This window comes from Lentzea guizhouensis, assembly GCF_001701025.1.
In the GTDB taxonomy this organism is placed as follows: Bacteria; Actinomycetota; Actinomycetes; order Mycobacteriales; family Pseudonocardiaceae; genus Lentzea; species Lentzea guizhouensis.
Genome location: NZ_CP016793.1, coordinates 5,835,859 through 5,861,843, shown reverse-complemented (window position 1 = coordinate 5,861,843; position 25,985 = coordinate 5,835,859). Strand labels below are relative to the sequence as shown.

Below are 25,985 nucleotides of genomic sequence, written 5' to 3'. Positions count from 1 at the left end.
TGCCCGGCGGCGTGACCGGTTGACCACGTTGCGCCGCCGGGTGACCGGGCACCGTGAACACCGACCGGCTGGACCGCCTTCGGTGTGCCGGTGGCCGAGCCGGCGATGGAGAAGCGCGGCACCGGCACCGGGCGCGGCCTGATCCGGGTACCGGGTTCCGCGCGGTAAAGGCAAAGGAAAACCGCAGGTCAGCGCACGTTCCCCGGGGTGATCGCCATCCCTAGACTCCCTCAGGCCGGTTGCACGGACAGGCCCTTCCTCCTGGCGGCGCCGGCCCTGAAGGCAGAGGGAGAAACTGGGGTGTTCGAGAACAACGTCAGCAGGCGCGGCTTCGTCACGGGCGCGGCGGCCGTCGCCGGCCTCGCCGGTCTGTCCACCATCGCTCCCGGGCTGGCCGGTGCCGACCCGAAGATCGGTGACCAGCACCGCGAGGAGGAGTTCGCCGCCTCCGACGTCAGCGCCGCCGCGCTGATGACGTTCCAGAAGATCGACGGCACGCCCGTCTACTACTGGCGCTCCAACCGCGGCAACACGACCGCGCGCAACTGGCAGGCGACCGACGCGTTCTACAACGCGCTCGTGGCGTGGATCCGCGACCTGCGGTCGCTGTCGTCGAGCTACGGCTCGATCAGCTACATCGTCTCGGCCGGTTTCTACGTCAACAAGGCCGGTCAGCACGGCGCCGGCACCGCGATGGACCTCGACCACGTCCGCTGGTCCGGCGGCAACACCATCTCGCCGCTCGACCGCGCGCACGCCTCGGGCACCGCGTCGGTCCGCAAGCGCTACCTGGCGACGGAGGCCGTGTGCCGCCGCCGGTTCCGGTACGTGCTCGACGGCTGGTACAACGCCGACCACGCCGACCACATCCACGCCGACTTCGGCGGCATGCCGGTCCGCGCGGTCAAGGACTCCGAGTCCGACACCAAGTTCGTCCAGGCCGTGTGCAACAACTTCCGCGGTTCGGGCCTCGCGATCGACGGCATCTGGGGCCCGGCGACGACGAGCGCGTTCAACGGCCTGAAGTCCGCCCTCGCGGTCACCGGCGACCCGCACACCAGTTCGTCGGTGTGGCAGTCGATGCTGTCGAAGATCGCGACCAAGGGCTTCGCGAACCAGAACATCTGACCCGCCGCGTTCGGCTCACGACCCGTGCCGTGCAGGGGCAACCGGCACGGGTCGTGCTCTTAGGCGCTGGCGGGACCCAGCTGGTAGCCCTGGTTCCACAACGTCTTGATCACCAGGCCGAGCGGGGCGATCCGCCGGCGCAACCGCATGATGTGCAGGTGCAGCGCGTTGCTGGTGTCGCCGTCCTGCGTCGGCAGCCGGCCCAGCAGGTCCTCCCGGCTGGTCAGCCCGCGGAACCGGCGCAGCAGCTCGGCCATCAGCGCCCGCTCGGTCGGGCTCAGCACCACGGATCTGGCCCGGAAGCGCAGGATGCCGGACGCGTCGAGCTCCGGCACGGCATAGCGGGCCGCACGGGCCCTCAGCATCGCGATGCGCACGGCGAGGTCCTGGTGTGGCACGGGCGCGCGGACCCAGTCCTCCCGCATGTCCGTCAGCACGGGCGCCGGCACGTTCTTCTCCAGCACCAGCAGGCACAACGTCCCGCTGCGCTGGCACGCCTCCCGTGCCGCCGCGTCCACCGGCCACCGCACGACCTCGACCGGCAGCTGGTTCACCTGGTTCGACATACGTCCACTTCCGCTGGCTCACGGAGCACCCGACCCGGCCGTCGGGTGCGTTGGACGTTAGACCTGCGGCTTATCGCCGCTCTATCGCCTCCACCGGCTCCAGGATGATCGACTGCGTCCTGCGGCCGGTGACGATGTTCCAGCCCCAGTTCGCGAGCACGGCCAGCCGGTTGCGCCAGCCGACCAGGAACGCGATGTGCACCACGGCCCAGGCCACCTTGCCGATGACCCCGGTGAGTCGCAGCTTCTTGATGTCCGCGACGGCGTCACCCGGCGAGATCGTGGCCATGGTGCCGAGGTCGAGGTACTTGAACGGCTTGTGCTCGCGGCCTTCCAGCCTGGCCCTGATCACGCGGGCGACGTGGTGCCCCTCCTGGATCGCGGGCTCGGCGATGCCGGGCAGGTCGTTCAGGTTGACCATGTCACCGACCGCGAAGATCTCCGGCGTGACCGAGCAGTCCACCGGACTCACGATGATCTTGCCCTTGCGGTCGAGCTCCGCCCCCGTGGCCTCGGCGAGCTTGCGGGACAGCTCCGAGGCCTGCACACCGGCGGCCCAGATGATCGTCCTCGCCTCGACCCGGTCCCCGTCCTTGGTGGTCAGCCCGTGCCCGTCGATCGACTCCACCATCGCGCCGGTCATGACCGTGACGCCGAGCTGTTCGAGCTTCTTGCGCGCGTGCTCCCGGAGCGGCTCCGAGAACGGCGGCAACACGTGCGGCACACCGTCGAGCAGCGTGATCCGCAGGTCACGCGGGTCGATCTCGCGGAACTGCCCCTTGAGCGCGCGCCGCGCCAGGTCCGCCAGCTGCCCCGCGAGCTCCACCCCGGTCGGCCCGGCCCCGATCACCGCGAACGACAACCACTCCTTCGGGTCACCGGTGACCGCGTGCTCGAACGCCCGCAACAGACGTGAGCGCAGGTCGACGGCCTGTTCCAGGGTCTTCATGGGCGGCGCGTGCCGGGCCCACTCGTCGTTGCCGAAGTAGCTGTCCCGCGCCCCGGCCGCCACCACCAGCGTGTCGTACGGAACCCGGTGCGCCGTGCCGTCCGCGAGGTCGACGTCGACCAGCTTCTTCTGGGTGTCGAACCCGGTCACCTCGCCCAGCAGCACGCGGGCGTTGCGCTGCTTGCGCAGGATCGCCCGGAACGCGGGCGCGATGTCGCCCGCGGGCAACAACGCCGTCGCCACCTGGTAGAGCAACGGCTGGAACAGGTGGTGGTTGGTGCGGTCGATCAGCGTGACCTCGACGTCGGCGCGCTTGAGACCGCGCACGACGCCCAGGCCGCCGAACCCACCGCCGACGACAACTACCCGGTGCTTACCCATGCACGTCGCATACCCCGGTATGCCCGCCCCGACACAGCGCCTCCCGACGACTCCACGCACGGGTGCGTCCCGCCCGGCCGCCTCCCGCCTCACCGCCTCCCGCCTCACCGCCTTCCGGCGACCGTCCCCGCCCGGACTCCCCGCCCGGCACTCCCCGTGCATGCCTCGGCACCTCCCGGGTACCCGCCCGCCATGACCACCACCGGCGACCAGTCGCTCTGGCTCTCCGCACTGCCCGCGGACTCCCGCCCGCGCCTCACCGGCACCCACACGTTCGACGTGGCCGTCGTCGGCGGCGGCATCACCGGCCTGACCACCGCCCTGCTGCTCAAACGCCGCGGCCTGCGGGTCGTGGTGCTGGAGGCGGACCGGGTCGCGTCCGGTGTGTCCGGCAACAACACCGCCAAGGTCACCGCGTTGCAGTCCACTGTGTACTCGACGTTGCTCCGCACCCACGACGTCGCGACCGCCACCGACTACGCCTCCGCCTCGCAGGAGGCCGTCGCCCTGGTCGCCGACCTCGTGCAGCGCGAGAGGAGATCGCCTGCGACCTGCGCCGCGGGACCGCCGCCACCTACGCCTACACCGAGGACGAGGTGCCGACGGTCGAGGCCGAGTTCCACGCCGCGCAGAAGGCCGGGCTGCCGGTCCGCCTCGGCACCGACATCGACCTGCCCTTCGAGGTGCACGCGGCCGTGCTGCTGGACGACCAGCTGACGCTGCACCCGGTCAAGTACCTGCAGGGCCTCGCCTCCGCCGTCGACGGTGACGGCAGCAGGATCTACGAGCACAGCCGCGTGCTCGACGTGACCGGACGCCGCCTGTCCACCGCGGACGGTGAGGTCCACTTCGACCGGATCGTGCTCGCCACGCACTACCCGTTGCTCGACCGCGGTCTGTTCTTCGCCCGCCTGAAGACCCCGCGCTCGTACGCCGTCGCCGCGCGGCTGGACGGGCCGCCGCCGAGCGCGCTCGCCATCAGCGCGGGCAGCCCCTCGTGGTCGATCAGCGCCTACGGCGACCAGCTGATCGTCTGCGGCCAGAGCCACGAGACCGGCAAGAAGGTGGTCGAACCGTACCGGCGCCTGGAGGAGTTCGCCCGCAGGCACTGGCCCGTCCAGGAGATCACGCACCGCTGGTCGGCGCAGGACCCCACCGCCTACGACCACCTGCCGATGATCGGCAGCTACACGCCCGGCTCGACCACGATGTTCACCGCCACCGGGTACATGAAGTGGGGCCTGAGCTCCGGCACGTTCGCCGGCACGCTGCTCGCGGACCTCGTCACCGGCAAGCCCCACGACCTCGCCGAGCGGTTCAGCCCGCACCGGCTGTCGCTGAAGTCGGTGCCGACCCTGGTCAAGAAGAACGCCGAGGTCGCCGTCGAGATGATCGGCGACCGGATCATGCCCGCCGACGCCACCAACAGCGACAAGCTGCCGCCCGACCACGCCCACGTGATCCGCGACGGGCTGGGCAAGACCGGTGTCTACCGCGACCCCGACGGGCAGCTGCACGCGGTGTCGATGCGGTGCACGCACCTCGGCTGCATGGTGCGGTTCAACGCCGCCGAGCGCAGCTGGGACTGCCCGTGCCACGGTTCGCGGTTCGACGTCGACGGCACCGTGCTGGAGGGACCTGCCACCAAGCCCCTCCCCCGCCGCGAGCCGAAGTGAGCTACTTCTTCGCCACCAGCGTCAGCACGTCGTAGCGCGCCACCGGCTCGCCCTTCTGGTTCGCCACGTCGGCGTCCCAGCGGGCCTCGCCGTACTCCTGGTCCTCGCGTGGCGTGATCTGCTTGACGGTCAGCGTCACCGTCAGCTCGTCGGCGTGAGGAACCGCAGGTTCTCCAGGCCGTGGTTGGCGAGCACCGGCCCCGGCTCCGGTGACACGAGGAGCCCGGCCGCGAACGACACGACGAGGTAGCCGTGCGCGACCCGCCCGCCGAAGAACGGGTTGGCCGCGGCGGCTTCCTCGTCCATGTGCGCGTAGAACGTGTCGCCGGTGAACTCGGCGAAGTGCTCGATGTCCGCCATCGTCACAACGCGCGGCCCGGCCACGACCGTGTCGCCCAGCCGCAGCTCCGCCAGCGTCTTGCGGAACGGGTGCACGTCCGCCTCGACCCGCGGTGCCCCGGCGACCCACCGGTTCGTCACCGCCGCCAACGCCTTGGGCGAGCCCTGCACGGCCGTGCGCTGCATGTGGTGCAGCGCGCCCCGCATGCCGCCCATCTCCTCACCACCGCCGGCCCGGCCGGGACCACCGTGCACCAGCATCGGCAACGGCGACCCGTGCCCGGTCGACTCCCCCGCCTCGTCGCGGTCCAGCACCAGCAACCGCCCGTGCCACGGCGCCACGCCGATCCGACGTCGCGCACGAAGTCCGTGTCCGCCGAGACGATCGACCCGACCAGCGACCCCGAACCACGCGCCGCCAAGGTCACCGCGTCGCCGGCCGACGAGTACGGCATCGGCGTCTACAGGGGACAGAGCACCATCGCCGTACACGACGGATGCGTTCTCCTGCAACGCCTTCAGCGACCGCCGGACCTCCTCGCGCTGCTCCTGTTCATCGCCGCGCGCTCGCTGCCGGCGACTGCTCACCGGTCGGCGGGCCGCATCGACCACCTCGGCGCGCTGCTGATCGCGGCGGCCGCCACCGGGCTGGTGCTGACCGCGTCGTTCGGCGCCGACTGGGGCTGGGCCTCCCCGCCGGTGCTGGGCCTGGCCGTGGCCACGATCGCGTTGGTGGTGTTGGTGGTCCCGGCCGAACGCCGGGCGGCCGCGCCGATCCTGCCGCTGTCGCTGTTCACCTCGCGGCCGGTGGTGATCGCCTCGCTCGTGGGTTCATCGCGAACGTGGCGATGTTCAGCGCGCTGGTCTACTTGCCGACGTACCTGCAGGTCGTGGGCGGGGTGTCGGCGACGGCGTCCGGTGTGCACATGTTTGCCGCTGGTGATCGGGCTGGTGCTGAGCCAGTCGCTGGCCGGGCGGTGGATCACCGACGCGCGGCGGGTGCGGCTCGTTCTGGTGGCCGGGATGGCGATCACGGTCGTGGGGCTCCTGCTGCTGAGCACGCTCGGCGCCCGCACCGGGCAGCTCCTGCTCGTCGGGGCGTTCCTGGTGACGGGCATCGGGATCGGCATGGTGCCGATGGTCGCGCTGACCGCGGCGCAGAACGCCGTGCCGGTGCGGGACATCGGTGCCGCGAGCGCCATGGTCACGTTCTTCCGCTCGATCGGTGCCGCGTTCGGCGTGACCGTGTTCGGCGCGCTGCTGTCCGACGACATCGCGGCGAGCATCGGCACCGGGTTCCTCTGGATCGCGCCGTTCGTGGCGGTCGGCGCGGTGCTGGCCGCGTTGCTGCGGACCCACCGTCCACGGTGAACTGCTCAGGGGCCGAACAGGGTGGCGCAGTGCTCGGCGAAGGCCTGGGCGCGGCGGGTCAACGGCCCTTCGGCCCACCCCAGCACGACAGGGGTGGTCGGCACGGTGTCGCGCACCGGCAGGCTGACGATCTCCAGTCCCTCGTAGGACTGCGAGACCGCCGGCTGCTGGACGGTCATCGTGTAGCCGAGACCGCGGGCCACCAGCGAGCGGGCGAGCTCGAAGCTGCGTGCCCGGTGCGTGACGACCATGTCGAGGCCCGCGGCGGCGAACACCGAGCGGAAGTACTGCTCGCTCGGCGGCACGTCCAGCAGCACGAACGGGTCGCCGGCCAGCTCGCGCAGGTGGACCGCACGCCGCCGGCGCAGCCGATGCCGGTGCGGCAGCAGGACTTTCGGCCGCTGGTCGGACAGCGTGCGGAAGGTGAGCCCCGGCTGCAGGTCCTGGCTGTACAGGAACGCCACCTCGCACCGGCCGGTGAGGAGGTGCTCGCCGATCTCCGGCAGGCTGCCCTCGACGAACCGCACGGTCACCTCGGGGTGGGCCTGCGCGAAGGTGGCCATCGCGGCGGGCAGGCAGAACGGCGCGATCGGCGCGTAGCAGCCGACGACGAGCGTTCCGCTGAGCTGCCGGCTGAGGCCGCGGGCCTCGGTGCCGAGGTCGCTCATCGCACCGACCACCCGGCGGGCGTCGGCGAGGACCTGCCCGCCCGCCGCGGTGAGCACGGCGCCCCTGCGCGGTGACCTGGCGACCAGCCTGAGGCTCAGCGCGCGTTCGATCTCGTTGAGCGCCAACGAGATCGCCGCCTGCGAGACGTGACACCGGGCGGCCGCCGCGGTCAGCGACCCGGTCTCCGCCACCGCGATCAGGTACTCCAGCTGCCGCAGCGTCACGTTGGGCAGATTCATGAGCTGAGCTTATCGCTGGCTTGAGAAACTTGAGCTGGTGTGCGGCGTCGCGGGTCGGCATCGTCGGAGTCGTGACCCGACCACACCGCCACCCGTTCGTCCCGTACACCCCGCCGCGGCTGCCGATCGAGGAGGGGCTCGACCGCGGCCGGGCGTTCCACCAGCTGCTCGACCAGCGTCGTTCGGTGCGCTGGTTCTCACCCGATCCGGTACCGGCCGAAGCGATCGAGCTGGCGGTGCGGGCCGCGAACACCGCCCCGAGCGGCGCGCACCAGCAGCCGTGGCGGTTCGTCGCGACCTCGGACCCGGCGTTGAAGCGCCGGGTGCGGGAGGCGGCAGAGGAGGAGGAACGCCACTTCTACCGGGAGCGCGACATCCCGGAGTGGCGTGCGGCGCTCGCCAGGTTGGAGACCGACGAGCACAAGGAGTTCCTGGAGGTCGCGCCCTGGCTCGTGGTCGCGTTCGCGCAGAAGCAGCAGAACGGTCAGAAGACCTACTACACCAACGAAAGCGTCGGCATCGCGTGCGGTTTCTTCATCGCGGCGCTGCACTCGATGGGCCTCGCGACCCTGACCCACACGCCGAACCCGATGACGTTCCTGAGCGACCTGTTCGGCCGCCCGCACGAGCGGCCGTACATCCTGTTCCCGATCGGCTACCCGGCTCCTGACTGCGAGGTTCCCGACCTGCGCCGCAAGCCGCTGCCGGAGGCGCTCACGTTTGCCTGATCGTCGCGTCCGGAGGACGATCAGGCGAGTGGAGGAGCTGCGTTCGCTCATCGCCAGGCACGCGCGTCCCGACCTGCGCACCCCCATCGACGACGTGCTGATGTCGCGCGCCGTGCGGAGCGAGCAGGGACCGTCGATGACCGGCACGGTCCTAGCGTTCGTGGCCCAGGGCCGCAAGCGCATCGCGTTGGGCGACCGGATCTACGACTACCGCGCCGGCCAGTACCTCGTGGCCTCGGTCGACATGCCGATCACCGGCGACTACGTCGGCATCAGCCCCACCACCCCCGCCCTGGGCATCGGCATCGTCCTGCGCCCCCAGGCCGTGACCGACCTGCTGCTCCGCCACGACCTGCCGCCACCCACCGGCACCCCGGAGGGCTTGGCCGTCAGCGACGCCTCCCCCGAACTGGCCGACGCCGTCACCCGCCTCGCCCGCCTCGTCGAACAACCCCGGGACGCGGCGGCGCTGGCCCCGTTGATCAAGCAGGAGATCCTCTGGCGGGTGCTGACCGGCCCGCAGGGCGCCGCCGTGCACCAGCTGGGCCGCAGCGACTCCACCCTGTCGCACATCGCGAAGGCCGTCTCGTGGATCCGCGCGAACTACGCCTCGTCGTTCAAGGTCGAGAACGTCGCCAAGCTCGCGGGCATGAGCGAGTCGGCGTTCTACCGCAACTTCCAGGCCGTCACCGCGATGAGCCCGATCCAGTTCCAAAAACAGATCCGCCTGCAGGAGGCCAGACTGCTGCTCGCCACCGGCCGCGACATCACCCGCATCAGCCACCAGGTCGGCTACGACAGCCCGTCGCAGTTCAGCCGCGAGTACCGCCGCCAGTTCGGCGTCCCCCCGAGCCGCGACACCGCCCTCACCCCCGAACCTGCTTTCTGACCTCCAGGTACACCGCCCGCACCGCCAACGTCCGCTCCACCCGCTCCACCACCGACGCGAAGAACTGCCGCCGGTGCTCGTTGTCGCTCATCGACGTCACCGACAGGTACATGCTCCCGAACGCCGCGAACAACGTGGCGTTGCGCAACATCGCCACCGGCACCCCCACGATCGGCGACATTTCCGGCGGCACCCCGATCCACTGCTCGGCCACCGCCGGCGTCACCACGATCACCCCCAGCAACACGAAGAACCCGAACAGCGCCATCCCGATCACCGCCGCCTGCACCAGCTGCCTGGTGGCCAGCATGACGAGCAGGTTCCTCAGCTGCCGCCCGTTGAGCCTCTTGGGCTGCAACGGTTCCGCGGTCTCCACACCGGCCAGCGGCGTCCCCTTGCAAGCTTGTTCGAGCACCTCCGGCCGCAGGTCCTGTTCAACCCGCCCGATCTCGTCCCTGAGCCGGGCCGCCGCCGCCAGCACAGTGATCGCCGCGAACAACAACACGACCAAACCCACCCGCTGCCACGACAACTTGTTCATCGCCTGCCACAACTCGCCGGTGAAGAACAGGAACAGCGTCACGAACAACATAGGCGGCAACGCCCGCCCGAGCAGGTACACGCTGTTGCGCAGGTCGTGGAGCACATGCCGGATCGCTGCCCGCAGGATCCCCGCGATCCCGTACGTGGTGAACAACAACGCCGCGACGAACGCCACCCCGAAGAACACGACGAACCCGACCAGCCCGAACAACCCCTCACCCGGCGCCGTGATCGTGTCGTCGATGACCAGCTGCAGGAGGGGAACCGCGAGCGGCATCGTCGCGTACACCCCGATGAGCAGGTAACTGGTGCGTTTGGAGAACGTCGGCAACCTGCGCACGAACAACGAGATCAGCACCCAAGCGGCGATCATGACCGCGACGATGATGCCGAGCAGCACCCATCTTCCTGCCCCGGCGGCCCGGAGCGGGACCAGCCAGGCGAGGCTGCCGACCGCGATGAAGGCGAGGACGGGGAGCATGCGCGGGAGGACGTGGGAGGAGAAGGCGTAACCCTCGATCATGGTGGGCGCGCCTTGGTGGACGAACCACTGCTCGGTCCGGCGGGCGACGGTCGAGGAACGCATGCGGGAGATCTTCCCTCAGGGGGAGGGTGGGTGCGTCATCGCCGGGGTGGGTGGGTGCTGAGGCGGTCGGCGTGGCTCAGCGCGGTCGGCTCAGCGCGGTCGGCTCAGCGCGGTCGCTCAGCGCGGTCGGCTCAGCGCGGTCGGCTCAGCGCGGTCGGCTCAGCGCGGTCGGCTCAGCGCGGTCGGCTCAGCGCGGTCGGCTCAGCGCGTCGGCTCAGCGCGGTCGGCTCAGCGTGGCCTTGAGGCGGCGCGACGGTCGGCGGCGACGGCGGTGCGCGCGGCAATCGAGCAACGCGATGGGCTCGGAACGGCGGTCGGCTCGGCTCAGCTCGGAACGGCGTCGGCTCGGAACGGCTCGGTCAGCTTGGCCCAGCGCGGTCAGCCCAGCACGGTCGCTCGGGCGGCGCGATCGACTCGGCGCGATCGACTCGGCGCGGCGCTCGATGCGGCACGGCAACGGCGGTGCGGTGCGGTGCGGTGGCGGTGCGGTGGCGGTGCGGTGCGTGGCGGTGCGGTGCGGTGGCGCGCGGCGCGGTGGCGGCGGCGGTCGAGGAGCGCGATGGGCTCGTGGCGGCGCGGCCGTGAGGCCAGCCGTCACCTGGTCGGGTGAAGAGTGTCCTGGTTCGACGGCCCGGTCGTCTGGTGGTGGACGGACAACGTCGGAACGGCGAGGCCGGGATGGGTCAGGAAGGACGACGACTATGACGGCGACGGCAGAGCAGCAGCCAGGTCTGCGACCAGGCCGGCGAAGCCAGCCCTCACCCGTTCAGGTGAAGCATGTCCTGATCCGGCGACTCCCTCGTCCCGTGATGAGGAAGAACGCGGGAACGGCCCCCTCACTTCCGCTCCAGCAACCTCGCCACCAGGCTGTAATACCGAGTCGGCGCAATCCGAGCCAAAGCATCGAAAACGTACGCATCCGGCCCCACCAGAATCCGCGCCTTCCCCTTCTCCACCCCGCGGTGGATCACCTCCGCCGCCCGCTCCGGTGTCGTCAGGGCGATCGCGTCGAAGTCCGCCGCGATCTGCTCCAGGTCCCGCCCACGCCCCTCGGGATCCCGGTGGATGCGCCCGTTGCGGATGATGTTGGTCTTGATCCCGCCCGGATGCACCGTCGCCGCCGACACCCCGGTCCCCCGCAGTTCCTGCCGCAACGAGTCGGTGAACCCGCGCACCGCGAACTTCGCCGAGCAGTAGGCGCTGTTGTTCGGCATGCCGACCAGGCCGTAGACGCTGGAGGTGTTCACGACGACCCCGTAGTTCTGCTTCAGCAGCATCGGCAGGAACGCCCGCGTGCCGTTGACGACGCCCCAGTAGTTGATGTCGAAGAGCCAGGTGTCGTCCTCGGGCAGGGAGTCGAGCACGCTCGTTGCCGTTGCCACGCCCGCGTTGTTGAACACCGCCGCCAGCGGCAGGTCCAGCCACTCCCGCACCTCGGAAGCGAAACGCCCGAAATCCGCGGCATCCCGCACGTCCAGCACCCGGCTGAGCGCCGGGCCCGACAGCGAGGCCGCGGTCTTCTCGAGCTCCACGGCGTTCACGTCGGCGATGACCACCGGGCAGCCGTGCCGGGACAGCCGAATCGCGAGACTGCGGCCGATTCCGGAGGCGGCCCCGGTGATGACAACGGGCCGACCGGCGATCTTGCGCACCATGGGTGTGCTCCTGTCGTCGTGGGCGGCGGAACCGCCCAGACTTCCAGTGATCGCCGGTCGGCACCAGGGCCGGAAGTGATCAGAAACTCGAGATCACCAGGTGGGCACTGCCGTCCGCGGCGCCCGCCATGCTGACCTTCTGGCCCTTCGCCGGGGCGCTGAAGCCCTCCACCGCGGCGAACGGCGTCCAGGTGCCGTCGGCGTTGCGGATCTGGTGCAGCGCAGGACCGGCGGGCTCGGCCACGCCACCTTCGACGATGTGGTCGTAGCGGATGGGCGTGTAGGTGCCGGCATAGGCGGCCGTCCACACGCGCTCGATCGTCGGCGATCCGTTCGGACCGGCTTGCTCGCGTACCAAGGGTTTGGTGCGCGCCGCGTCCGACCAGCCGACGAACAACGCGACGTGCTCGCCTGGCCGGTTCAGCGCGTCACCCGGCCGCAGGTCCGCGCGGGCGATGGGGTGGCTGACCTGGTCGAGCGTGGCCGTCGCGTAGGAGTGGCGCAGGCCCCAGACCATCGAGACGTACCCGGAGCAGTCGGTGCGAAAGTCGCCGTGCTGGTTGGCGTGGCACGCGCTCCGGCTGTACGGCACCCGCGCCTGGATCCACGTCAGCGACCGCGCCAGCGCGTCACCCCGGGAGGTCGCCTTGTTGCTCGGGTACGTGCCGCAGTTGAACTGTGCGGCGAACTCGGACGCGGTGGCGGGGGCCGGTCAGCACCCCGGCCCCCGCCGCACACGCGACCAGCACACCCAGGACGGCGGATCGGATCTTCATCGCTGTTCTCCCTCTTCAGGGGCGCCGTTCTGGCGCCGGGGAGAACACTGAGAGCCCCGCCTGCCCACTCGAACCTCATTTGCGCAGCTCGGGGAACTGCTCGTCGCGCCACTCCCCCGCCTGGTCGACGCCCTGCTCCTCACGGCCGCGCAGGTCGACCCGGCGGATCTTGCCGGACACCGTCTTGGGCAGCACGGCGAACTCCAGGCGCCGGATCCGCTGGTACGGCGCCAGGTTCTCGCGGGCGTGCCGCAGGATCTCGAGCGCGGTCTCCCTGGTCGGCTCCCAGCCGGGGCTCAGCGCCACGTACGCCTTGGGCACCGCGAGCCGCACCGGGTCCGGCGCCGGCACGACCGCCGCCTCGGTGACCGCCGGGTGCTCGATCAGCACGCTCTCCAGCTCGAACGGCGAGATCTTGTAGTCCGACGCCTTGAACACGTCGTCGGACCGTCCGATGTAGAACAGATAGCCGTCCTCGTCACGGGATGCGATGTCGCCGGTGTGGTAGTAGCCGCCGGCCATCGCCTCGGCGTTGCGCTCGTCGTCGCCGAAGTAGCCGACCATCAGCGACATCGGCCGTTCCCCGAGGTCGATGCAGATCTCGCCCTCGTCGGCGCGCTCGCCGGTGATCGGGTCCACCAGCACGACCGGCACGCCGGGCAGCGGCCGTCCCATCGAGCCGAGCTTGACCTGGTCACCGGGCAGGTTGCCGACCGACAGCGTGGTCTCGGTCTGGCCGAACCCGTCGCGCAGCGTGAGGCCCCAGTGCTGCCCGACCTGCTCGACCACCTCGGGGTTGAGCGGCTCGCCCGCCGCCACCACCTCGCGCAGCTCACCCGGCCCGCCGCTGAGGTCGGCCTTGATCAGCATGCGCCACACCGTCGGCGGCGCGCAGAACGTGGTGACGCGCTTGGCGCGGATCTGGCCGAGCAGGGCCGCTGCGTCGAAGCGGGTGTAGTTGTAGACGAAGATCGTCGCTTCGGCGATCCACGGTGCGAAGAAGCAGCTCCACGCGTGCTTGGCCCAGCCGGGCGAGCTGATGTTGAGGTGCACGTCGCCCGGCTTGACGCCGATCCACCGCATGGTCGTCACGTGCCCGGCCGGGTAGGAGACCTGGGTGTGCTCGACGAGCTTCGGACGGCTGGTCGTGCCGGAGGTGAAGTACAGCAGCAGGCGGTCCTCGGCGCGCGTCTGCGGGTGCGGCAGCGGCTCGTCGGGCGAGGAGTCGGCGTCCGTGTAGCCGACCCAGCCGGCCGGGGTGCCGCCGACGGCGATCAGGACGGTCCCGGTTCCCGCCTCGGGCACGCCTTCGACATTGCCTGCGTCCTCCGCACGGGCGACGACGTGCCGGACGGTGCCGCGCCGGAGCCGGTCGCCGAGGTCGGCGGGCCCGAGCGCGGTGGTGGTCGGCATGATCACCGCGCCGAGCTTCATCACCGCGAGCATCGACTCCCACAGCTCGACCTGGTTGCCGAGCATGATCATGACGCTGTCGCCCTTGCCGACGCCGTGTCCCGCGAGCCAGTGCGCGACCCGGTTGGAACGGCGGCGCAGCTCGTCGAACGAGTAGGCGCGCTCGCGGCCGTCCTCCTCGACGATGTGCAGCGCGGTGGCGGCGTTGCCCTCGGCGATGACGTCGAACCAGTCGTGCGCCCAGTTGAACGCGTCCGGGAAGCTCGGCCAGCGGAACGACTCCGGGTCGGTGAGCATCAGGTCGCGGGCCGCGCGGTACGTGTCGTGACTGGCCATCCGGTGGCCTCCCTTCGCTGGCTGACGAGGGTGGAGGCGGGTGAGGGCACGCCGATACCCCCGGACGGGGGTGCACCCCTTTTCGAGGGTGCGCCCGTCAGCGAGACTGCTTCCCGTGCTGCCGGACCGCTTCCCCGCGCTGCTGCCGCAACGCCTGGACATGCTCCGCCGCGCCACCGGGCTGCCCGTGGTGTTCGGCGGTGCCGTCACGCCGGCGAACCAGCTGGTGCTGTCGCACTTCCACGGCATGCACGGCACCTCGCTGCACGGGCTGCGCGTCGGCTCCGGCCGCGGCCTGGGCGGCACGGCGGTCGCGATGGGCACCCCGGTGCGCGTCAACGACTACGCCTCCACCCGCGCGATCACCCACGAGTTCGACCCGATGGTCGTCGGCGAAGAACGCCTGACGTCGGTGTTCGCCTACCCGGTCGCGGTACGCGGCACCGTCCACGGCGTGCTCTACGGCGCCGTGCGCGGCAACGCGACCGTCGGCGACCGGGCGATCAGGCTGGCCGGCGCGATCGCGCACGGCTTCGCACAGGACCTGGACATGCCCTCACTCCACACCCAAGCGGCTCTCCGCGAACTGGCCGAAGTCGCCCGCCTGGTGGGCGATCCGACACTGCGCGACCGGCTCCGCAAGGTGCACCAGGACCTCGGCGGCGAACCCGTGCCCAGCCCGGTCCCGACCTCGCTGACCCCGCGCGAGCTCGACGTGCTGCGCCTGGCCGCCGTCGGCTCGTCGAACCGCGAGATCGCCTCCGAGCTCGGGCTGAGCGCGGAGACCGTGAAGGCGTACCTGAAGGGCGCCATGCGCAAGCTCGGCGTCCACAACCGAACGGCCGCAGTGCACGCGGCGCGATCGTCAGGCGTTCTTTGATGGCGGGCCAAGATGCTCGCGGTCTGGCCGGCCTTCCACGGTTACGTCAAACGATCCGGGCGTGAGCCACGGGTGTTCCGGCTGGTTCGCGCGTCCGGCTGAGCTCCCACGCCAGCCACGCACAGCCCACCAGCACCAGCACGCCGTGCGCGATCCTGACCGCGGGCGGGGTGAAGAACTGCGGCAGGAACAACGCGAACCCGGCCGCGAACAACCACGCGGGCACGGTCTTCCGGTTGAGCGCGACCACGACCGCGGCGACGCCCATGGTCACCAGCCCGACGCCGAACGTCGTGACGGCGACCGGGTTGTAGCGCACGGCCTCGGCGAGCTCGAGCAGGTTCGGCTGCGCGGCGATCTCGTGCAGCCCGAAGTTCTCCGCACCGTAGTAGGGCAACGTGAGCCCGGCGCCGACCCAGAACGTGATGGCGGCCGGCCGGTGGACGTCCAGCAACGCGATCGACACGAGGACGAACCCGATCATCGCGAAGAGGTGGGACGCCACCCACGCCTGCGACCCCATCGCCGCCGCGGCACCGGCCGCGGTCGTCTCGTCCTCCCAGGGTCTTGCGACCGGGTAGAGCAGGAACAGCACGCCGGCGGCGGCGAGTGTGATCTTCACGTGGTCCCCCCAAGGCTGTCGAGGTACATCCGGACGAGCTGGTCGTAGGTGTCGTCGAGCCCCTCCGGCAGGCCGAACCCGCCCCTGGACTCGATGTCCGCGAAGCCGTGCACGATCACCCGCAACCGGCGCGTGGCGTGGACCGCCTGGGAGCCTTCGAGCCCGTACCCGCGCAGGGTCGCGAGCATGAGCTCCATCAGCCTCATCCCGGCTTGCTGCTGAGCCGGGTCGTGCAACGGGTCCATCGGCATGGCGGCGTACCGGTTCGGGTGCTCGCGGACGTAGGCGCGGTACTCGTGCATCAACGTGGTCACGGCCTCGTCGCCCGCCCTGCCCAGCACCGCCTTGATGAACCGGGCGGTCATGTCCTCCATCGCACGCACACCGACGAGCGCCTTGAGATCGGCGAGGCTGCCGACGTGCTTGTAGAGCGAGGGCGTGGCGACACCGGTGCGAGCGGCGACGGCGGCGAGCGTCAGCCCGTCGGCGCCGTGCTCGTCGAGGAGCGCCAGTGCGGCGTCGACGACGGAGGCGGTGGTGAGACGGGGGCGAACGGCCATAGCGTGAAAGCTAACGATATTAGCCAGCATCGTCAAGCCGTGACCAACTCGGCGGCGCTTCAGCTTCGCGTACAGGACGACGGCCTGCAGCGTGTCGAGGGCGGCTGTTGAAGCACAGCGTGCTGCACGCACTTCGACGGCGAACCGTGCTGCGACAGCAGGCGCACTTCTCGACGAGCGCGGCGTCCTGGGTGGTCACGGCACCGGCGTCGCCTTGCGCGCCGGGGGTCGCAGCCGACGAACACCGGGGCCGCGCCGGTGCGGGCCACGGCCTCCGCGGTCCCGTTGAACGAGTCGATGAGTGGTTTTCCGATGCGAGCCCGCCTACGCCGAGACGCGTTCTTCCTGAACCGTGCGCAGCTCCTCCGACTCCGCCAGGTACAGCCGCCCGAGATCAACGAGCAACGTCCCCAGCTCGTGGTAGTGCGCCGCCCGTTGCGGGTCCGGAACCAGCCCGCAGGTCAGCATCATGTGCCGGGCGAGCATCTCCCCGAACTCCGGATGCGTCTTGACGACCTCCCGCGACAGCCGGGCCAGCGATGTGCGCAGCAGGTCTTCGGTCAGGATTTCCGCGGCCACGACAGAACCCCCTCGTTCTCACTCATGGAATCATTCTGCGGCTTGGAAGAATTCCAACGGCTGCGCTTTCGGGTGTTCTCGCGGCGGATATGTTCCGGAACGATAACGCTGGTCGTAGCGTGTGCAGGCGTGTCGATGAAGAACGTCAGGGCACGCGAGTTCGGTGAAGTTCTGCGGGTGGTCATCGCGGACACGGGAATGAACTCACGTGCGATCGCGGAAATGTTGGACTGGGAAGAACGCAAGCTGGTGGACCTCATCAACGGCGATGCCGGGGTGAGCGAACGCGACCTGGCGCTGCTGCTGGGCGTGTGCCGGACGCCGGCCGAGGACCGTGACCGCCTCCTCGCGGTCTTACCGCACCTCGGCAGGCGGGGTTGGTGGCAGGAGCACGGCGCGTGTGCGCCGATCCGGCAGCGGACGTTGGCCGAGCACGAGCGCATGGCGCGCAAGCTGGTCAGCTGGCAGCTCTCGCACCTGCACACCCTGATGCAGCTCCAGGAGTACACGCGGGCGGTGGTGCGGGCGGGTGCGAACGTGCCGGAGAGCGAGGTCGACGCGCGGGTCGAGGCCAGGACGGCGCGGCAGGTCGTGCTGCGGCTCGGGTTGCAGTGCGTGTTCTACGTCCACGAGTCGGTGTTGCTGGCTCCGGTCGGCGGGCACGAGGTGATGGAGGCGCAGCTGCAGCACCTGCAGCGGTTGGCCAGGAGGCCGCACGTCGAGGTCCGGGTCGTCCCGCTGGCGGCCGGGGCGCACGCGGGGCTGGCGGGGGCGTTCGACCTGCTGACGTTCGAGCGGTACGACCCGGTCGTGTTCGTGGAGAACGAGAACTCGAGCCTCGTGGTCGAGGAACCCGCTGCGGTGGCGGCATATCAGCGGGTGGTGGAGGCGCTCGACGGCGTCGCCCTCGACCGGGAGGAGTCGCTGGGGTCGATCGGGCAGCTGCTGGCCTGAGGGCGGCGGCGGCAGGTCGTTACCATCCGAACCATGACCATGCCCGCGGCGATCGACGCCGTCCGCGCAGCGTTCGTCGGCCTCACCGCGGGTGAGTTCGACCTTCCGCCCCGCCACGCCTTCGGGGAGAGCCGGTCGCTGGTCATGGCCGTGCACCACCGGCCGACGGCGTCGACCGCGGTGAAGGTCGTCAGCATCGAGGTCGAGCGGGACCCGGTGATCGCGGGGACCGTCGTGTTCTCGCACCCGGACGGGCAGTTCGCGGCGGACGCGGTGCCGTTGACGACGTTGCGGACCGGCGCGGTGGTCGGGGTGGCGACGGACCTGCTGGCCGACGAGGACGCCGACCAGCTGGCGTTGCTGGGGGCCGGGGCGCAGGCGGCGGACCAGGTGCGGGCGGTGCACGCGGTGCGGCCGCTCAAGAAGCTGGTGGTGTTCAACCGGAACCCGGCACGCGCCGAGGCGTTGGTGGAGGGCCTGCGGGACGAGCTGCCGGACACCGTGCTGGACGTGGCCGTCAACGCCGACGAGGCGGTGGCGCAGGCGGACGTGGTGTGTTGCGCGACGGCGGCGACGGTGCCGTTGTTCGACGTCGGCGCGCTCAAGGAACGCGTGCACGTCAACGCCATCGGGTCGTACCGGCCGGTGATGCGGGAGCTGCCGGAGGAACTGCTGGCGAGCGCCGAGGTCGTGGTGGTGGACCAGGTCGAGGCGGCGCTGAGCGAGGCCGGCGAGATCATCCGGGCGGTGCGGTCCGGGGTGCTCAAGCTGGAGTCGCTGGTGGAGCTGGGGGCGGCGCTGGGGAACCCGCCGCTGAGGCAGGGGCGGACCGTGTTCAAGTCGGTCGGCGTGGCCGTGCAGGACTGGGCGGTCGCGAGGCTCCTGGCCTGAGACCGAGGAGCTGGACGCGAACCCGTCCGCCGCGGGGGTCGCGTCCAGCTCACGTCCTCACGGGCCATGCGCAACCCGCGAGGAGACCCTCAGATCAGACCTGCCACTTCTGGCTGGCCACACCCAGGCAGTCCCAGATGTGGGTCCTCGTGCCGTCGGCCGAGGAGCCTCCGATGGTGTCCAGGCACTTGTTGGCCTGCGGGTTCACGATGTCCTGTGCCCCGCTGACGGCCCACTGCTGGGCAGGTGACCCGTTGCAGTCCCAGAGCTGGACCACCGTGCCGTTCGCCGTTCCGCCGCCGTTGACGTCGAGGCACTTGCCCAGCGCGCGGATGGTGCCGTCACCGGGACGGCTCCACTTCTGGGCCGCGTTGCCGTTGCAGCCGACGACCTGGATGGGCGTGCCGTTGGCCGTGTTGGCCCAGGGCACGTCGAGGCACTTGCCGCCGATGCCGCGGATCTCCGAGCCACCGCCGGCGGGCGGGCTGTCGTTGGAGACGCGGACCCAGTCGATCACGAGCTGCTGCGGGAACGTCGTGCTGGCGTCCGGGTAGCCGGGCCACTCACCACCGACCGCGAGGTTGATGATGATGAAGAACGGCTTGTTGAACACCCACTGGCGGCCACCGAGGTCGGCTGCCGTCTTGCGGCCGTAGACCTGGCCGTCGACGGACCACGTGATCTCGCCCGGCTTCCAGTCGACGGCGAAGTTGTGGAAGCCGTCGGAGAAGTTCGGGCCGTTATACTGGTGGGACAGGCCACCGGCACCGCTGTAGCCCGGACCGTGGATGGTGCCGTACACGGTGTTCGTCTGGTGTCCCAGGAACTCCATGATGTCGATCTCGCCGGAACCCGGCCACGGGTTGCCGGTGTTGATGTCAGCGCCCAGCATCCAGAACGCCGGCCAGATGCCCTTGCCGCGCGGCATCTTCATGCGCGCTTCGAAGCGGCCGTAGGTCTGGGTGAACTTGCCCGCGGTGTTGATGCGGGCCGAGGTGTACTGACACCGGCCGTACCAGCAGTTGTAGTTGCCTGGGTTCTCCTTCTTGGCGGTGATGACGAGGTTGCCCTGGCCGTCGTGCGCCGCGTTGGAGGTACCCGCCTGGTACCACTGGTGCTCTCGGTTGTTGCCGTTGTTGTTGCCCACTTCCATTTGCCACTTGCCGCCGTCGACACCGGTGCCTGCGGGGGCGTTGAACTCGTCGGCCCAGGTCACCGCCGCGTTGGCAGGGGGAGCTTGGCTGGTGGTGGCGACGGTCATCCCTGCGGCCACCATCAAGGCGGCGGCAAGGGCCGTCCCGATGCGTCGATGCATCGAACCGACCTTTCCGGGTGTTTAGTTGTGCGCCCAGTGGTTCGGAAGTGTTGTCGCGCCGTGACTCTCGGTCAACGTGTAAAGGTTTTCAGGTTCTTGTCATATGGGAGCGCTCTCAGATGATCTTGAGCGTGACCAGCAGGTTTGGAGCCAGTCAACCGGAGTTGAGCGGGAAAACCACGGGAAACAGGTCCAGACCACAGGCAAGCCGACCTCGCCGACACCACAGCGACCCGGCGGAGGCCCGGTCCGTTGGGCCTTTCTTCACCGGGCCAAGCTAGGTTCACCAGCTGTGACGAGACGCGCACTTGCGGTGGCCATCGCCGCGGTCGTACTGACGCCCGTGTACCCCGCTCACGCGGACATCAGCCGACGCATCGAGACTGAGCGGACCACGAGTCCGGTCGCGCCCGGCGTCACCCTCAGCTCGTTCGACTGGTACGAGCCCGGCGGGTCCGGTGGGTGGATCCGCGGCGACGCCCTCTCGATCGACCTCACCAAGGGCACCAGGGTCGGGTACGTCGACCCCGGCACCGTGGCGCGGGCCAAGCCGCTCAGCGAGCAGACCCCGCGGGCGGTCGCGGCGATCAACGGCGACTTCTTCGACATCAACAACTCGAACGCTCCCGAAGGGGTCGGTGTCAAGGACGGCCGGCTCGTGAAGTCCGGGCAGGGGCGCGCGGTCGGCATCGACGCGGCCGGGGTCGGCAGCGTCATGGAGACGTTCTTCGAGGGGACGTTGAACGGCGTCCACAAGATCACGCAGCTCAACAGCGCGCGGATCGACGTGAACGGCATCGGCGTCTTCAACCCGTTGTGGGGCAGCTACTCCCGGGCTCGCGCCGTGCAGGGGGCCGCCAACACGGCCGAGGTCATCGTCACCGACGACGTCGTCGAGTCCGTCGGCAGCCCGAGCGACCGGCCCGTCAGCGGCTACGCGCTCGTCGGGCGCGACCAGGGCGCCGACACGCTCAAGCAGCTCAAGCCGGGTGACCGCGTCGAGGTGACCTACGTGAGCAGGACCAGCGACGGCAGCCGGCCGGTCACCGCGATCGGCGGCAGGCAGCTGTTGGTCGAGGACGGCAGGAACGTGGCGCCCGCCGACCCGTTGCACCCGCGGACCGCGGTCGGGTTCTCGCAGGACGGCAAGAAGATGGTCGTGCTGACGGTCGACGGGCGGCAGGGCGCGTTCCTGCTGGGCCTGAACCTCAGGGACCTCGCCGACGCCATGATCGAGCTGGGCGCCCACAACGCGCTCAACCTCGACGGCGGCGGCTCGTCGACCATGCTCGCCCGTGAGCCCGGGACCACGGAGCTCAAGGTCGTCAACACGCCGTCGGACGGCGGTCAGCGCCCCGTCCCCAACGGGCTCGCGCTCTACGCGCCACCGGGCACCGGCAGGCTCACCGGCTTCCACGTTCAGCCGGGTGACCAGCGGGTCTTCCCCGGCATGACGCGCAGGATCACGGTCAACGGCCACGACGAGACGTTCGGCCCGGCGAGCAGCCCGCACCGCACCCGCGCCACCGGCGGCTGGGCGATCGGCGACACCTTCCACGCGGCACCGCGCTCGGGCAGGGCGACGTTCACCGCGTTCCAGGGCTCGGTGAGCAGGTCGGTCGACCTCACCGTGCTCGGCGAGCTCACCAGGATCGCGCCGGCCACCCCGAGGGTCAGCCTCGGCGTCGACGAGCGCAAACCGTTGCAGGTCAACGGGTTCGACGCGGACGGGTACAGTGCGAAGATCGACCGCGCCGACCTCGACCTCAGCTACGACCGGTCGGTCATCGACATCACGCCCGACCTGCAGATCGTCGCGAAGCGGACCGGTGCCACCACGGTCAGGATCAGGGCGCAGGGCCAGGAGACCCAGGCCGCGGTCACCGTCGGCGCCGTCGACGAACCGCTGGCGACCTTCGACGACGCTCCACGGTGGACCTTCGGCTCGGCGCGCGCGACCGGTGCGGTCACGCCGGAGCCGAACGGCCACACCGGCGGCGGACTCCGGCTCAGCTACGACTTCACCCAGTCGACCGGCACGCGCACGGCCTACGCGGTGCCGCCGAAACCGTTGCAGGTCAACGGACAACCGCTGGAGCTCGCCGCCTGGGTGCACGGCGCGGGCAAGGGCGAGTGGACGGCGTTCACGGTCACCGACGCGAGCGGCCAGTCGAGGTCGCTCTACGGCCCGTACATCACCTGGAACGGGTGGAGACAGCTCTCCGTCCCGGTTCCGGGCGAACTGAAGTTCCCCATCACGGTCAACCGCTTCTACACGATCGAGACGAAGGCCGACCGCTCGTACACCGGCGAGGTGGTCGTCGACGACATCACCGCACGGGTCCCGCCCGCCGTCACGCTGCCACCGGCGAGCGAGCCGCGTGAGGAGGTCGTCGGACCGGCCGCGGGCTGGAAGTTCGCGGTCATGTCGGACGCGCAGTTCGTCGCGCGGGCACCGGACAGCGACCTGGTGAAGTCGGCGCGCAGGACCATGCGGGAGATCAAGGCGTCCGGCGCGGAGTTCGTCGTGGTCAACGGCGACCTGGTCGACGAGGCCTCGCCCGCGGACCTCGCGCTGGCCCGCCGGGTGCTGACCGAGGAGCTGGGCGACTTCCCCTGGTACTACGTGCCCGGCAACCACGAGATCATGGGACCCGGCACGATCGACAACTTCCGCCGCGAGTTCGGCGCCACCAACCGCACGTTCGACCACAGGGGCACCCGGTTCGTGCTGCTCGACTCGTCCACCGGCACGCTGCGGGGCGGCGGCTTCGACCAGGTGGCGATGCTCAAGCGGGCACTCGGCACCGCGCCCGGCCAGACGGTCGTGATGATGCACCACCCGCCGCGCGACCCCACGCCGGCGCGCACCAGCCAGCTGTCCGACCGGATGGAGGCGGAGTACTTCGAGGAGCTGCTGTCGGCCGACGGCAGGGCCACGTTCATCGGCGGCCACGTCGGCGGGTTCTTCGCGTCCGAAGTGGACGGCGTGCCGTACTTGGTCAACGGCAACTCCGGCAAGGCACCGGCCGAGGCGGGCGGGTTCACCGGCTGGACGCTCGTGGGCGTCACCGATCGCGAGGTGAAGGCGGAGATCCGGCCGCACGTGGACTCGTTGGCGCTCAACGCACCCGCGACCGTGCGCGGCCAGGCGAAGATCGGCGCCACGATCCGGCAGGGCACCAGGACCGTGCCGCTCGACTACCCGGTGGCGGCGACCTGGAGCGGTTCCGGGAACCTCCACATCGGCAAGCCGCACGGGCTGCGGCCGTGGCACGTGGCGTGGTTCGACCCGGACACCCGCGTGCTCACGGCTGTCCGGTCAGGACAGGTGGAGATCGCGGTCACAGTCAACGGCGTGACCACGAAGGCGGAAGTGACGGCGGCGCGCCGGTAGGAGGTGATCACCCCGAGGCCGGGACCAGGCCTGGAAGAACAGGCCTGCGCGGCCTCGGGGTGATTCTCCCATCCGGCGTTCGCGCGGCGGCGAGCGGACCTAGTCGGGTGAGACGAGCGCCCGTGGGGGAAGATGTGCGCCATGACCACCGCCGACAACGGTTTCGCCGACCTGGGGCTGCGGCCCGACATCCTCAACGCACTCACCACGCTGGGCTACGAGGAGCCGACGCCGATCCAGAGCGAAGCGATCCCGCCCCTGCTCGCGGGCAACGACCTGCTGGGCCAGGCGGCCACGGGCACCGGCAAGACGGCGGCGTTCGCGCTGCCGCTGCTCGAACGCATCGCCGACCGGATCGGCAAGGGCGAGAAGCCGCTGGCTCTCGTGCTCGCCCCGACCCGTGAGCTGGCCGTGCAGGTGTCCGAGGCGGTCCACCGCTACGGACGCCACCTGGGCACGCGCGTGCTCCCGATCTACGGCGGCCAGCCCATCGGCCGCCAGCTGCGCGAGCTGTCCCGCGGCATCGACGTGGTGGTCGCGACCCCCGGCCGCGCGATCGACCACCTGCAGCGCGGCACGCTCCAGCTCGGCGACCTGCAGGTCGTCGTGCTCGACGAGGCCGACGAGATGCTCGACATGGGCTTCGCGGAGGACATCGACGCGATCCTCACCGAGACCCCGGCCGACCGGCAGACCGTGCTGTTCTCGGCCACGATGCCGCCGCGAATCGACCGCATGGCCAAGAGCCACCTGCGCGAGCCGGTGCTGATCCAGATCGAGCGCGAGAAGACCGAGCCGGGCGAGGCACCCCGCGTCCGGCAGACCGCGTACCTCGTGCGCCGCGAGCACAAGCCGGCCGCGCTGGGCCGCGTGCTGGACGTGGAGGCACCGACCGCCGCTGTCGTGTTCTGCCGCACGCGTGACGAGGTCGACCAGCTCACCGAGACGTTGAACGGCCGCGGCTACCGCGCCGAGTCGCTGCACGGCGGCATCAGCCAGGAGCAGCGCGACCGGGTCATGGCCCGCCTGCGCTCCGGCACCGCCGACCTGCTGGTCGCCACCGACGTGGCCGCGCGTGGCCTCGACATCGAGCAGCTCACGCACGTCGTGAACTACAACGTGCCGTCCGCGCCCGAGGCCTACACGCACCGCATCGGCCGGGTCGGCCGCGCGGGCCGTGAGGGCGTCGCGATCACGCTGGTCGAGCCGCGCGAGAACTCGATGCTCAAGACGATCGAGCGCGTCACCAAGACCAAGATCCCGATGGAGAAGGTGCCGACGGTCGCCGACCTGCGCGCCCGCCAGCTGGAGCTCACCCGCTCGTCGCTGCAGGAGTCGCTGATGGAGGACGACCTCTCGCGCTTCCGCGTGGTCGTCGAGACCCTCGCCGACGAGTTCGACGTGATGGACATCGCGCTCGCCGCCGTGAAGCTCGCTCACGAGGCCTCCGGTGCCGCCGCCGACGAGGAGGAGATCCCCGAGGTCCGCCCGCGCGAGGACCGCCCGCGCCGCGACGGTGCCCCGGCAGGCCCCCGCCGCGAACGCCGCGGCCCGTCCGAGGGCATGACGAGGCTGTTCCTCGGCGCTGGCCGCTCCTCGGGCATCCGCCCGCAGGACATCGTGGGCGCCATCACCGGCGAGACGACCCTGAAGGGCCGCGACATCGGCGCGATCGAGATCGCGGACCGCTTCTCCCTGGTCGAGGTGCCGGGCCCGGAAGCGAACAGCGTGATCGAGCAGCTGCGCGACGCGACGATCAAGGGCAAGCGCATCACGATCCGCCGCGAGCGCCAGCCGCGTTAAGGCTTTCGTGCCTCGATGAGGAAGCGCGTCGAGGTGCACGCGAACTCTCCGTGCGCCTCGATGTGCTCGTGCATCGCTCTGAGCCGGTCCCGGTAGCCCTCGACGGTGAAGCCGGGCACGGTCCACAGCACCTTGCGCAGGAAGTGCACGACCGCACCGACGTCCTTGAACGTCACCTTGAGCTTCACCGGCTCCAGGCGGACGACCTCCAACCCGGCGGCTGCGGCACGTTCGCGCGCGTGGCCGGTGCTGCGCGCGTCGCTGACCGGCTGCGGCCCCATCATGAAGTCGGTGAGCTCGCGGTTCGTCCCGGCCCCGATCTGCTGCGACAGGTAGGTGCCTGTCCGTTTCAGCACTCGCGCGACCTCACCCCACGGCGTCACCACCGGGTGCCGGCTGATGACGAGGTCGAAGGCCGCGTCTTGGAACGGCAACGGCCCCTCGTCCGCCGCCCGCACCACGAGCGCTCCCGGCAGGTTCCTGCGCGCCACGGCGGCGTTCGGCGGCCACGACTCGGTGGCCGCCAACGTTCCCGGCTTGACCGGCGCCGACGCGGTCACCTCTCCCCCACCGGTCTGCAGGTCGAGCGCCGACCCGACCTGGGCCAACCTCTCGGCGATCAGCCCCGCGTACCCCCACGGTGGACGTTCCTCGGTGGCACGGCCCTCGAACCAGGAGAAGTCCCAGCCCTCCAGCGGTACCGCCGCCCCCTCGGCGACCAGCTCCTCGAACCCCATGGC

General features: G+C 70.6%; 24 protein-coding genes and 2 pseudogenes. 12 read left to right on the top strand and 14 right to left on the bottom strand.

All coding sequences use genetic code 11. The features are described from left to right. Positions 1 to 300 precede the first annotated feature (300 nt). On the top strand, positions 301 to 1,128 hold the full coding sequence (locus tag BBK82_RS28750) for an extensin family protein (RefSeq protein ID WP_065917786.1): 828 nt from the start codon (positions 301 to 303) through the stop codon (positions 1,126 to 1,128). Positions 1,129 to 1,187: 59 nt separating this feature from the next. Here BBK82_RS28750 and BBK82_RS28745 read toward each other — a convergent pair whose 3' ends face one another. Both BBK82_RS28745 and BBK82_RS28740 read right to left on the bottom strand, forming a co-directional pair. Next, complete coding sequence (locus BBK82_RS28745; RefSeq protein WP_083268211.1) at positions 1,188 to 1,694, bottom strand: helix-turn-helix domain-containing protein; 507 nt, start codon at positions 1,692 to 1,694, stop codon at positions 1,188 to 1,190. A gap of 70 nt (positions 1,695 to 1,764) precedes the next feature. Continuing rightward, positions 1,765 to 3,024, bottom strand: a complete 1,260-nt coding sequence (locus tag BBK82_RS28740) for an NAD(P)/FAD-dependent oxidoreductase (protein ID WP_065917785.1) — start codon at positions 3,022 to 3,024, stop codon at positions 1,765 to 1,767. A 192-nt stretch (positions 3,025 to 3,216) separates the two neighbouring features. Here BBK82_RS28740 and BBK82_RS54485 point away from each other — a divergent pair. Continuing rightward, positions 3,217 to 3,495 (top strand): annotated as a pseudogene (locus tag BBK82_RS54485) (FAD-dependent oxidoreductase); the annotation flags it as partial. A 68-nt stretch (positions 3,496 to 3,563) separates the two neighbouring features. After that, on the top strand, positions 3,564 to 4,700 hold the full coding sequence (locus BBK82_RS54480; protein WP_237048440.1) for an FAD-dependent oxidoreductase: 1,137 nt from the start codon (positions 3,564 to 3,566) through the stop codon (positions 4,698 to 4,700). 1 nt (position 4,701) lies between these two features. Here BBK82_RS54480 and BBK82_RS54475 read toward each other — a convergent pair. Together BBK82_RS54475 and BBK82_RS54470 are read right to left on the bottom strand one after the other, a co-directional pair. Next, positions 4,702 to 5,588: pseudogene (locus BBK82_RS54475) on the bottom strand (MaoC/PaaZ C-terminal domain-containing protein); the annotation flags it as partial. Positions 5,589 to 5,623: 35 nt separating this feature from the next. Continuing rightward, positions 5,624 to 5,836, bottom strand: coding sequence for a hypothetical protein (locus tag BBK82_RS54470; RefSeq protein WP_237047630.1), 213 nt, complete (start codon positions 5,834 to 5,836; stop codon positions 5,624 to 5,626). A gap of 142 nt (positions 5,837 to 5,978) precedes the next feature. On the opposite strand from BBK82_RS54470, the gene BBK82_RS54465 reads away from it, so the two are divergent. Continuing rightward, positions 5,979 to 6,410: an MFS transporter gene (locus BBK82_RS54465; protein WP_335617981.1), complete on the top strand. Its 432-nt coding sequence runs from the start codon at positions 5,979 to 5,981 to the stop codon at positions 6,408 to 6,410. A gap of 5 nt (positions 6,411 to 6,415) precedes the next feature. On the opposite strand, the gene BBK82_RS28720 is transcribed toward BBK82_RS54465, so the two are convergent. Then, positions 6,416 to 7,318 carry a LysR family transcriptional regulator gene (locus BBK82_RS28720; RefSeq protein WP_065917782.1) on the bottom strand — a complete coding sequence of 301 codons (903 nt, stop codon included), beginning with the start codon at positions 7,316 to 7,318 and terminating at the stop codon, positions 6,416 to 6,418. 71 nt (positions 7,319 to 7,389) lie between these two features. On the opposite strand from BBK82_RS28720, the gene BBK82_RS28715 reads away from it, so the two are divergent. After that, positions 7,390 to 8,046 carry a nitroreductase family protein gene (locus tag BBK82_RS28715; RefSeq protein ID WP_065921425.1) on the top strand — a complete coding sequence of 219 codons (657 nt, stop codon included), beginning with the start codon at positions 7,390 to 7,392 and terminating at the stop codon, positions 8,044 to 8,046. Positions 8,047 to 8,074: 28 nt separating this feature from the next. Further along, complete coding sequence (locus BBK82_RS28710) at positions 8,075 to 8,935, top strand: AraC family transcriptional regulator (protein WP_065917781.1); 861 nt, start codon at positions 8,075 to 8,077, stop codon at positions 8,933 to 8,935. Here the strand turns inward: BBK82_RS28710 and BBK82_RS28705 are convergent. Beyond that, positions 8,913 to 10,064: a hypothetical protein gene (locus tag BBK82_RS28705; RefSeq protein WP_065917780.1), complete on the bottom strand. Its 1,152-nt coding sequence runs from the start codon at positions 10,062 to 10,064 to the stop codon at positions 8,913 to 8,915. The genes BBK82_RS28710 and BBK82_RS28705 overlap by 23 nt on opposite strands. A 462-nt stretch (positions 10,065 to 10,526) precedes the next feature. Between BBK82_RS28705 and BBK82_RS55850 the strand changes: the two genes are divergently transcribed. After that, positions 10,527 to 10,649: a hypothetical protein gene (locus BBK82_RS55850; RefSeq protein ID WP_257785391.1), complete on the top strand. Its 123-nt coding sequence runs from the start codon at positions 10,527 to 10,529 to the stop codon at positions 10,647 to 10,649. Positions 10,650 to 10,900: 251 nt separating this feature from the next. Here the strand turns inward: BBK82_RS55850 and BBK82_RS28700 are convergent, their stop codons facing one another. From BBK82_RS28700 to BBK82_RS28690, 3 genes are all read right to left on the bottom strand, one after another. Next, positions 10,901 to 11,719, bottom strand: a complete 819-nt coding sequence (locus BBK82_RS28700; protein ID WP_065917779.1) for an SDR family NAD(P)-dependent oxidoreductase — start codon at positions 11,717 to 11,719, stop codon at positions 10,901 to 10,903. A 79-nt stretch (positions 11,720 to 11,798) separates the two neighbouring features. Next, complete coding sequence (locus tag BBK82_RS28695; protein WP_065917778.1) at positions 11,799 to 12,311, bottom strand: NlpC/P60 family protein; 513 nt, start codon at positions 12,309 to 12,311, stop codon at positions 11,799 to 11,801. 259 nt (positions 12,312 to 12,570) lie between these two features. Then, entirely contained in the window at positions 12,571 to 14,244 is a 1,674-nt protein-coding gene (locus tag BBK82_RS28690) for an AMP-binding protein (RefSeq protein ID WP_065917777.1), read from the bottom strand. 115 nt (positions 14,245 to 14,359) lie between these two features. On the opposite strand from BBK82_RS28690, the gene BBK82_RS28685 reads away from it, so the two are divergent. Continuing rightward, complete coding sequence (locus BBK82_RS28685) at positions 14,360 to 15,124, top strand: LuxR C-terminal-related transcriptional regulator (RefSeq protein WP_083268210.1); 765 nt, start codon at positions 14,360 to 14,362, stop codon at positions 15,122 to 15,124. A gap of 46 nt (positions 15,125 to 15,170) precedes the next feature. Here the strand turns inward: BBK82_RS28685 and BBK82_RS28680 are convergent, their stop codons facing one another. The 3 genes from BBK82_RS28680 to BBK82_RS28670 all read right to left on the bottom strand — a co-directional run bounded on the left by BBK82_RS28680 (position 15,171) and on the right by BBK82_RS28670 (position 16,885). Further along, the gene (locus tag BBK82_RS28680; RefSeq protein WP_065917776.1) at positions 15,171 to 15,746 is read right to left on the bottom strand and encodes a hypothetical protein; all 576 of its coding nucleotides are present in this window, start codon (positions 15,744 to 15,746) and stop codon (positions 15,171 to 15,173) included. Continuing rightward, on the bottom strand, positions 15,743 to 16,306 hold the full coding sequence (locus BBK82_RS28675; protein WP_065917775.1) for a TetR/AcrR family transcriptional regulator: 564 nt from the start codon (positions 16,304 to 16,306) through the stop codon (positions 15,743 to 15,745). The genes BBK82_RS28680 and BBK82_RS28675 overlap by 4 nt, the downstream gene beginning before the upstream one ends. A 324-nt stretch (positions 16,307 to 16,630) precedes the next feature. Next, positions 16,631 to 16,885, bottom strand: a complete 255-nt coding sequence (locus tag BBK82_RS28670; protein ID WP_065917774.1) for a hypothetical protein — start codon at positions 16,883 to 16,885, stop codon at positions 16,631 to 16,633. A 135-nt stretch (positions 16,886 to 17,020) separates the two neighbouring features. Here BBK82_RS28670 and BBK82_RS28665 point away from each other — a divergent pair, with 135 nt between their 5' ends. Both BBK82_RS28665 and BBK82_RS28660 read left to right on the top strand, forming a co-directional pair. Beyond that, on the top strand, positions 17,021 to 17,839 hold the full coding sequence (locus tag BBK82_RS28665; RefSeq protein WP_237048438.1) for a DUF5753 domain-containing protein: 819 nt from the start codon (positions 17,021 to 17,023) through the stop codon (positions 17,837 to 17,839). 33 nt (positions 17,840 to 17,872) lie between these two features. Next, on the top strand, positions 17,873 to 18,730 hold the full coding sequence (locus BBK82_RS28660; RefSeq protein WP_065917772.1) for an ornithine cyclodeaminase family protein: 858 nt from the start codon (positions 17,873 to 17,875) through the stop codon (positions 18,728 to 18,730). Positions 18,731 to 18,824: 94 nt separating this feature from the next. On the opposite strand, the gene BBK82_RS28655 is transcribed toward BBK82_RS28660, so the two are convergent. Continuing rightward, positions 18,825 to 20,045 carry a glycoside hydrolase family 16 protein gene (locus BBK82_RS28655; protein WP_065917771.1) on the bottom strand — a complete coding sequence of 407 codons (1,221 nt, stop codon included), beginning with the start codon at positions 20,043 to 20,045 and terminating at the stop codon, positions 18,825 to 18,827. A 292-nt stretch (positions 20,046 to 20,337) separates the two neighbouring features. On the opposite strand from BBK82_RS28655, the gene BBK82_RS28650 reads away from it, so the two are divergent. Both BBK82_RS28650 and BBK82_RS28645 read left to right on the top strand, forming a co-directional pair. Further along, positions 20,338 to 23,442: a phosphodiester glycosidase family protein gene (locus BBK82_RS28650; RefSeq protein WP_237047629.1), complete on the top strand. Its 3,105-nt coding sequence runs from the start codon at positions 20,338 to 20,340 to the stop codon at positions 23,440 to 23,442. A gap of 141 nt (positions 23,443 to 23,583) precedes the next feature. Further along, on the top strand, positions 23,584 to 25,245 hold the full coding sequence (locus tag BBK82_RS28645) for a DEAD/DEAH box helicase (RefSeq protein ID WP_065917769.1): 1,662 nt from the start codon (positions 23,584 to 23,586) through the stop codon (positions 25,243 to 25,245). Here the strand turns inward: BBK82_RS28645 and BBK82_RS28640 are convergent. Then, positions 25,242 to 25,982, bottom strand: coding sequence for a methyltransferase domain-containing protein (locus BBK82_RS28640; RefSeq protein WP_065917768.1), 741 nt, complete (start codon positions 25,980 to 25,982; stop codon positions 25,242 to 25,244). The two genes, BBK82_RS28645 and BBK82_RS28640, sit on opposite strands and share 4 nt — an antisense overlap. Positions 25,983 to 25,985: the final 3 nt, after the last annotated feature.

Bases quoted from the DNA above. Each gene is read 5' to 3' on its own strand.
- BBK82_RS28645 (WP_065917769.1), top strand. From the start codon at position 23,584: ATGACCACCGCCGACAACGGTTTCGCCGACCTGGGGCTGCGGCCCGAC.
- BBK82_RS28655 (WP_065917771.1), bottom strand. From the start codon at position 20,045: ATGCATCGACGCATCGGGACGGCCCTTGCCGCCGCCTTGATGGTGGCC.
- BBK82_RS28665 (WP_237048438.1), top strand. From the start codon at position 17,021: ATGAAGAACGTCAGGGCACGCGAGTTCGGTGAAGTTCTGCGGGTGGTC.
- BBK82_RS28690 (WP_065917777.1), bottom strand. From the start codon at position 14,244: ATGGCCAGTCACGACACGTACCGCGCGGCCCGCGACCTGATGCTCACC.
- BBK82_RS28745 (WP_083268211.1), bottom strand. From the start codon at position 1,694: ATGTCGAACCAGGTGAACCAGCTGCCGGTCGAGGTCGTGCGGTGGCCG.
- BBK82_RS28740 (WP_065917785.1), bottom strand. From the start codon at position 3,024: ATGGGTAAGCACCGGGTAGTTGTCGTCGGCGGTGGGTTCGGCGGCCTG.
- BBK82_RS28705 (WP_065917780.1), bottom strand. From the start codon at position 10,064: ATGCGTTCCTCGACCGTCGCCCGCCGGACCGAGCAGTGGTTCGTCCAC.
- BBK82_RS28700 (WP_065917779.1), bottom strand. From the start codon at position 11,719: ATGGTGCGCAAGATCGCCGGTCGGCCCGTTGTCATCACCGGGGCCGCC.
- BBK82_RS28660 (WP_065917772.1), top strand. From the start codon at position 17,873: ATGACCATGCCCGCGGCGATCGACGCCGTCCGCGCAGCGTTCGTCGGC.
- BBK82_RS28720 (WP_065917782.1), bottom strand. From the start codon at position 7,318: ATGAATCTGCCCAACGTGACGCTGCGGCAGCTGGAGTACCTGATCGCG.
- BBK82_RS28640 (WP_065917768.1), bottom strand. From the start codon at position 25,982: ATGGGGTTCGAGGAGCTGGTCGCCGAGGGGGCGGCGGTACCGCTGGAG.
- BBK82_RS28675 (WP_065917775.1), bottom strand. From the start codon at position 16,306: ATGGCCGTTCGCCCCCGTCTCACCACCGCCTCCGTCGTCGACGCCGCA.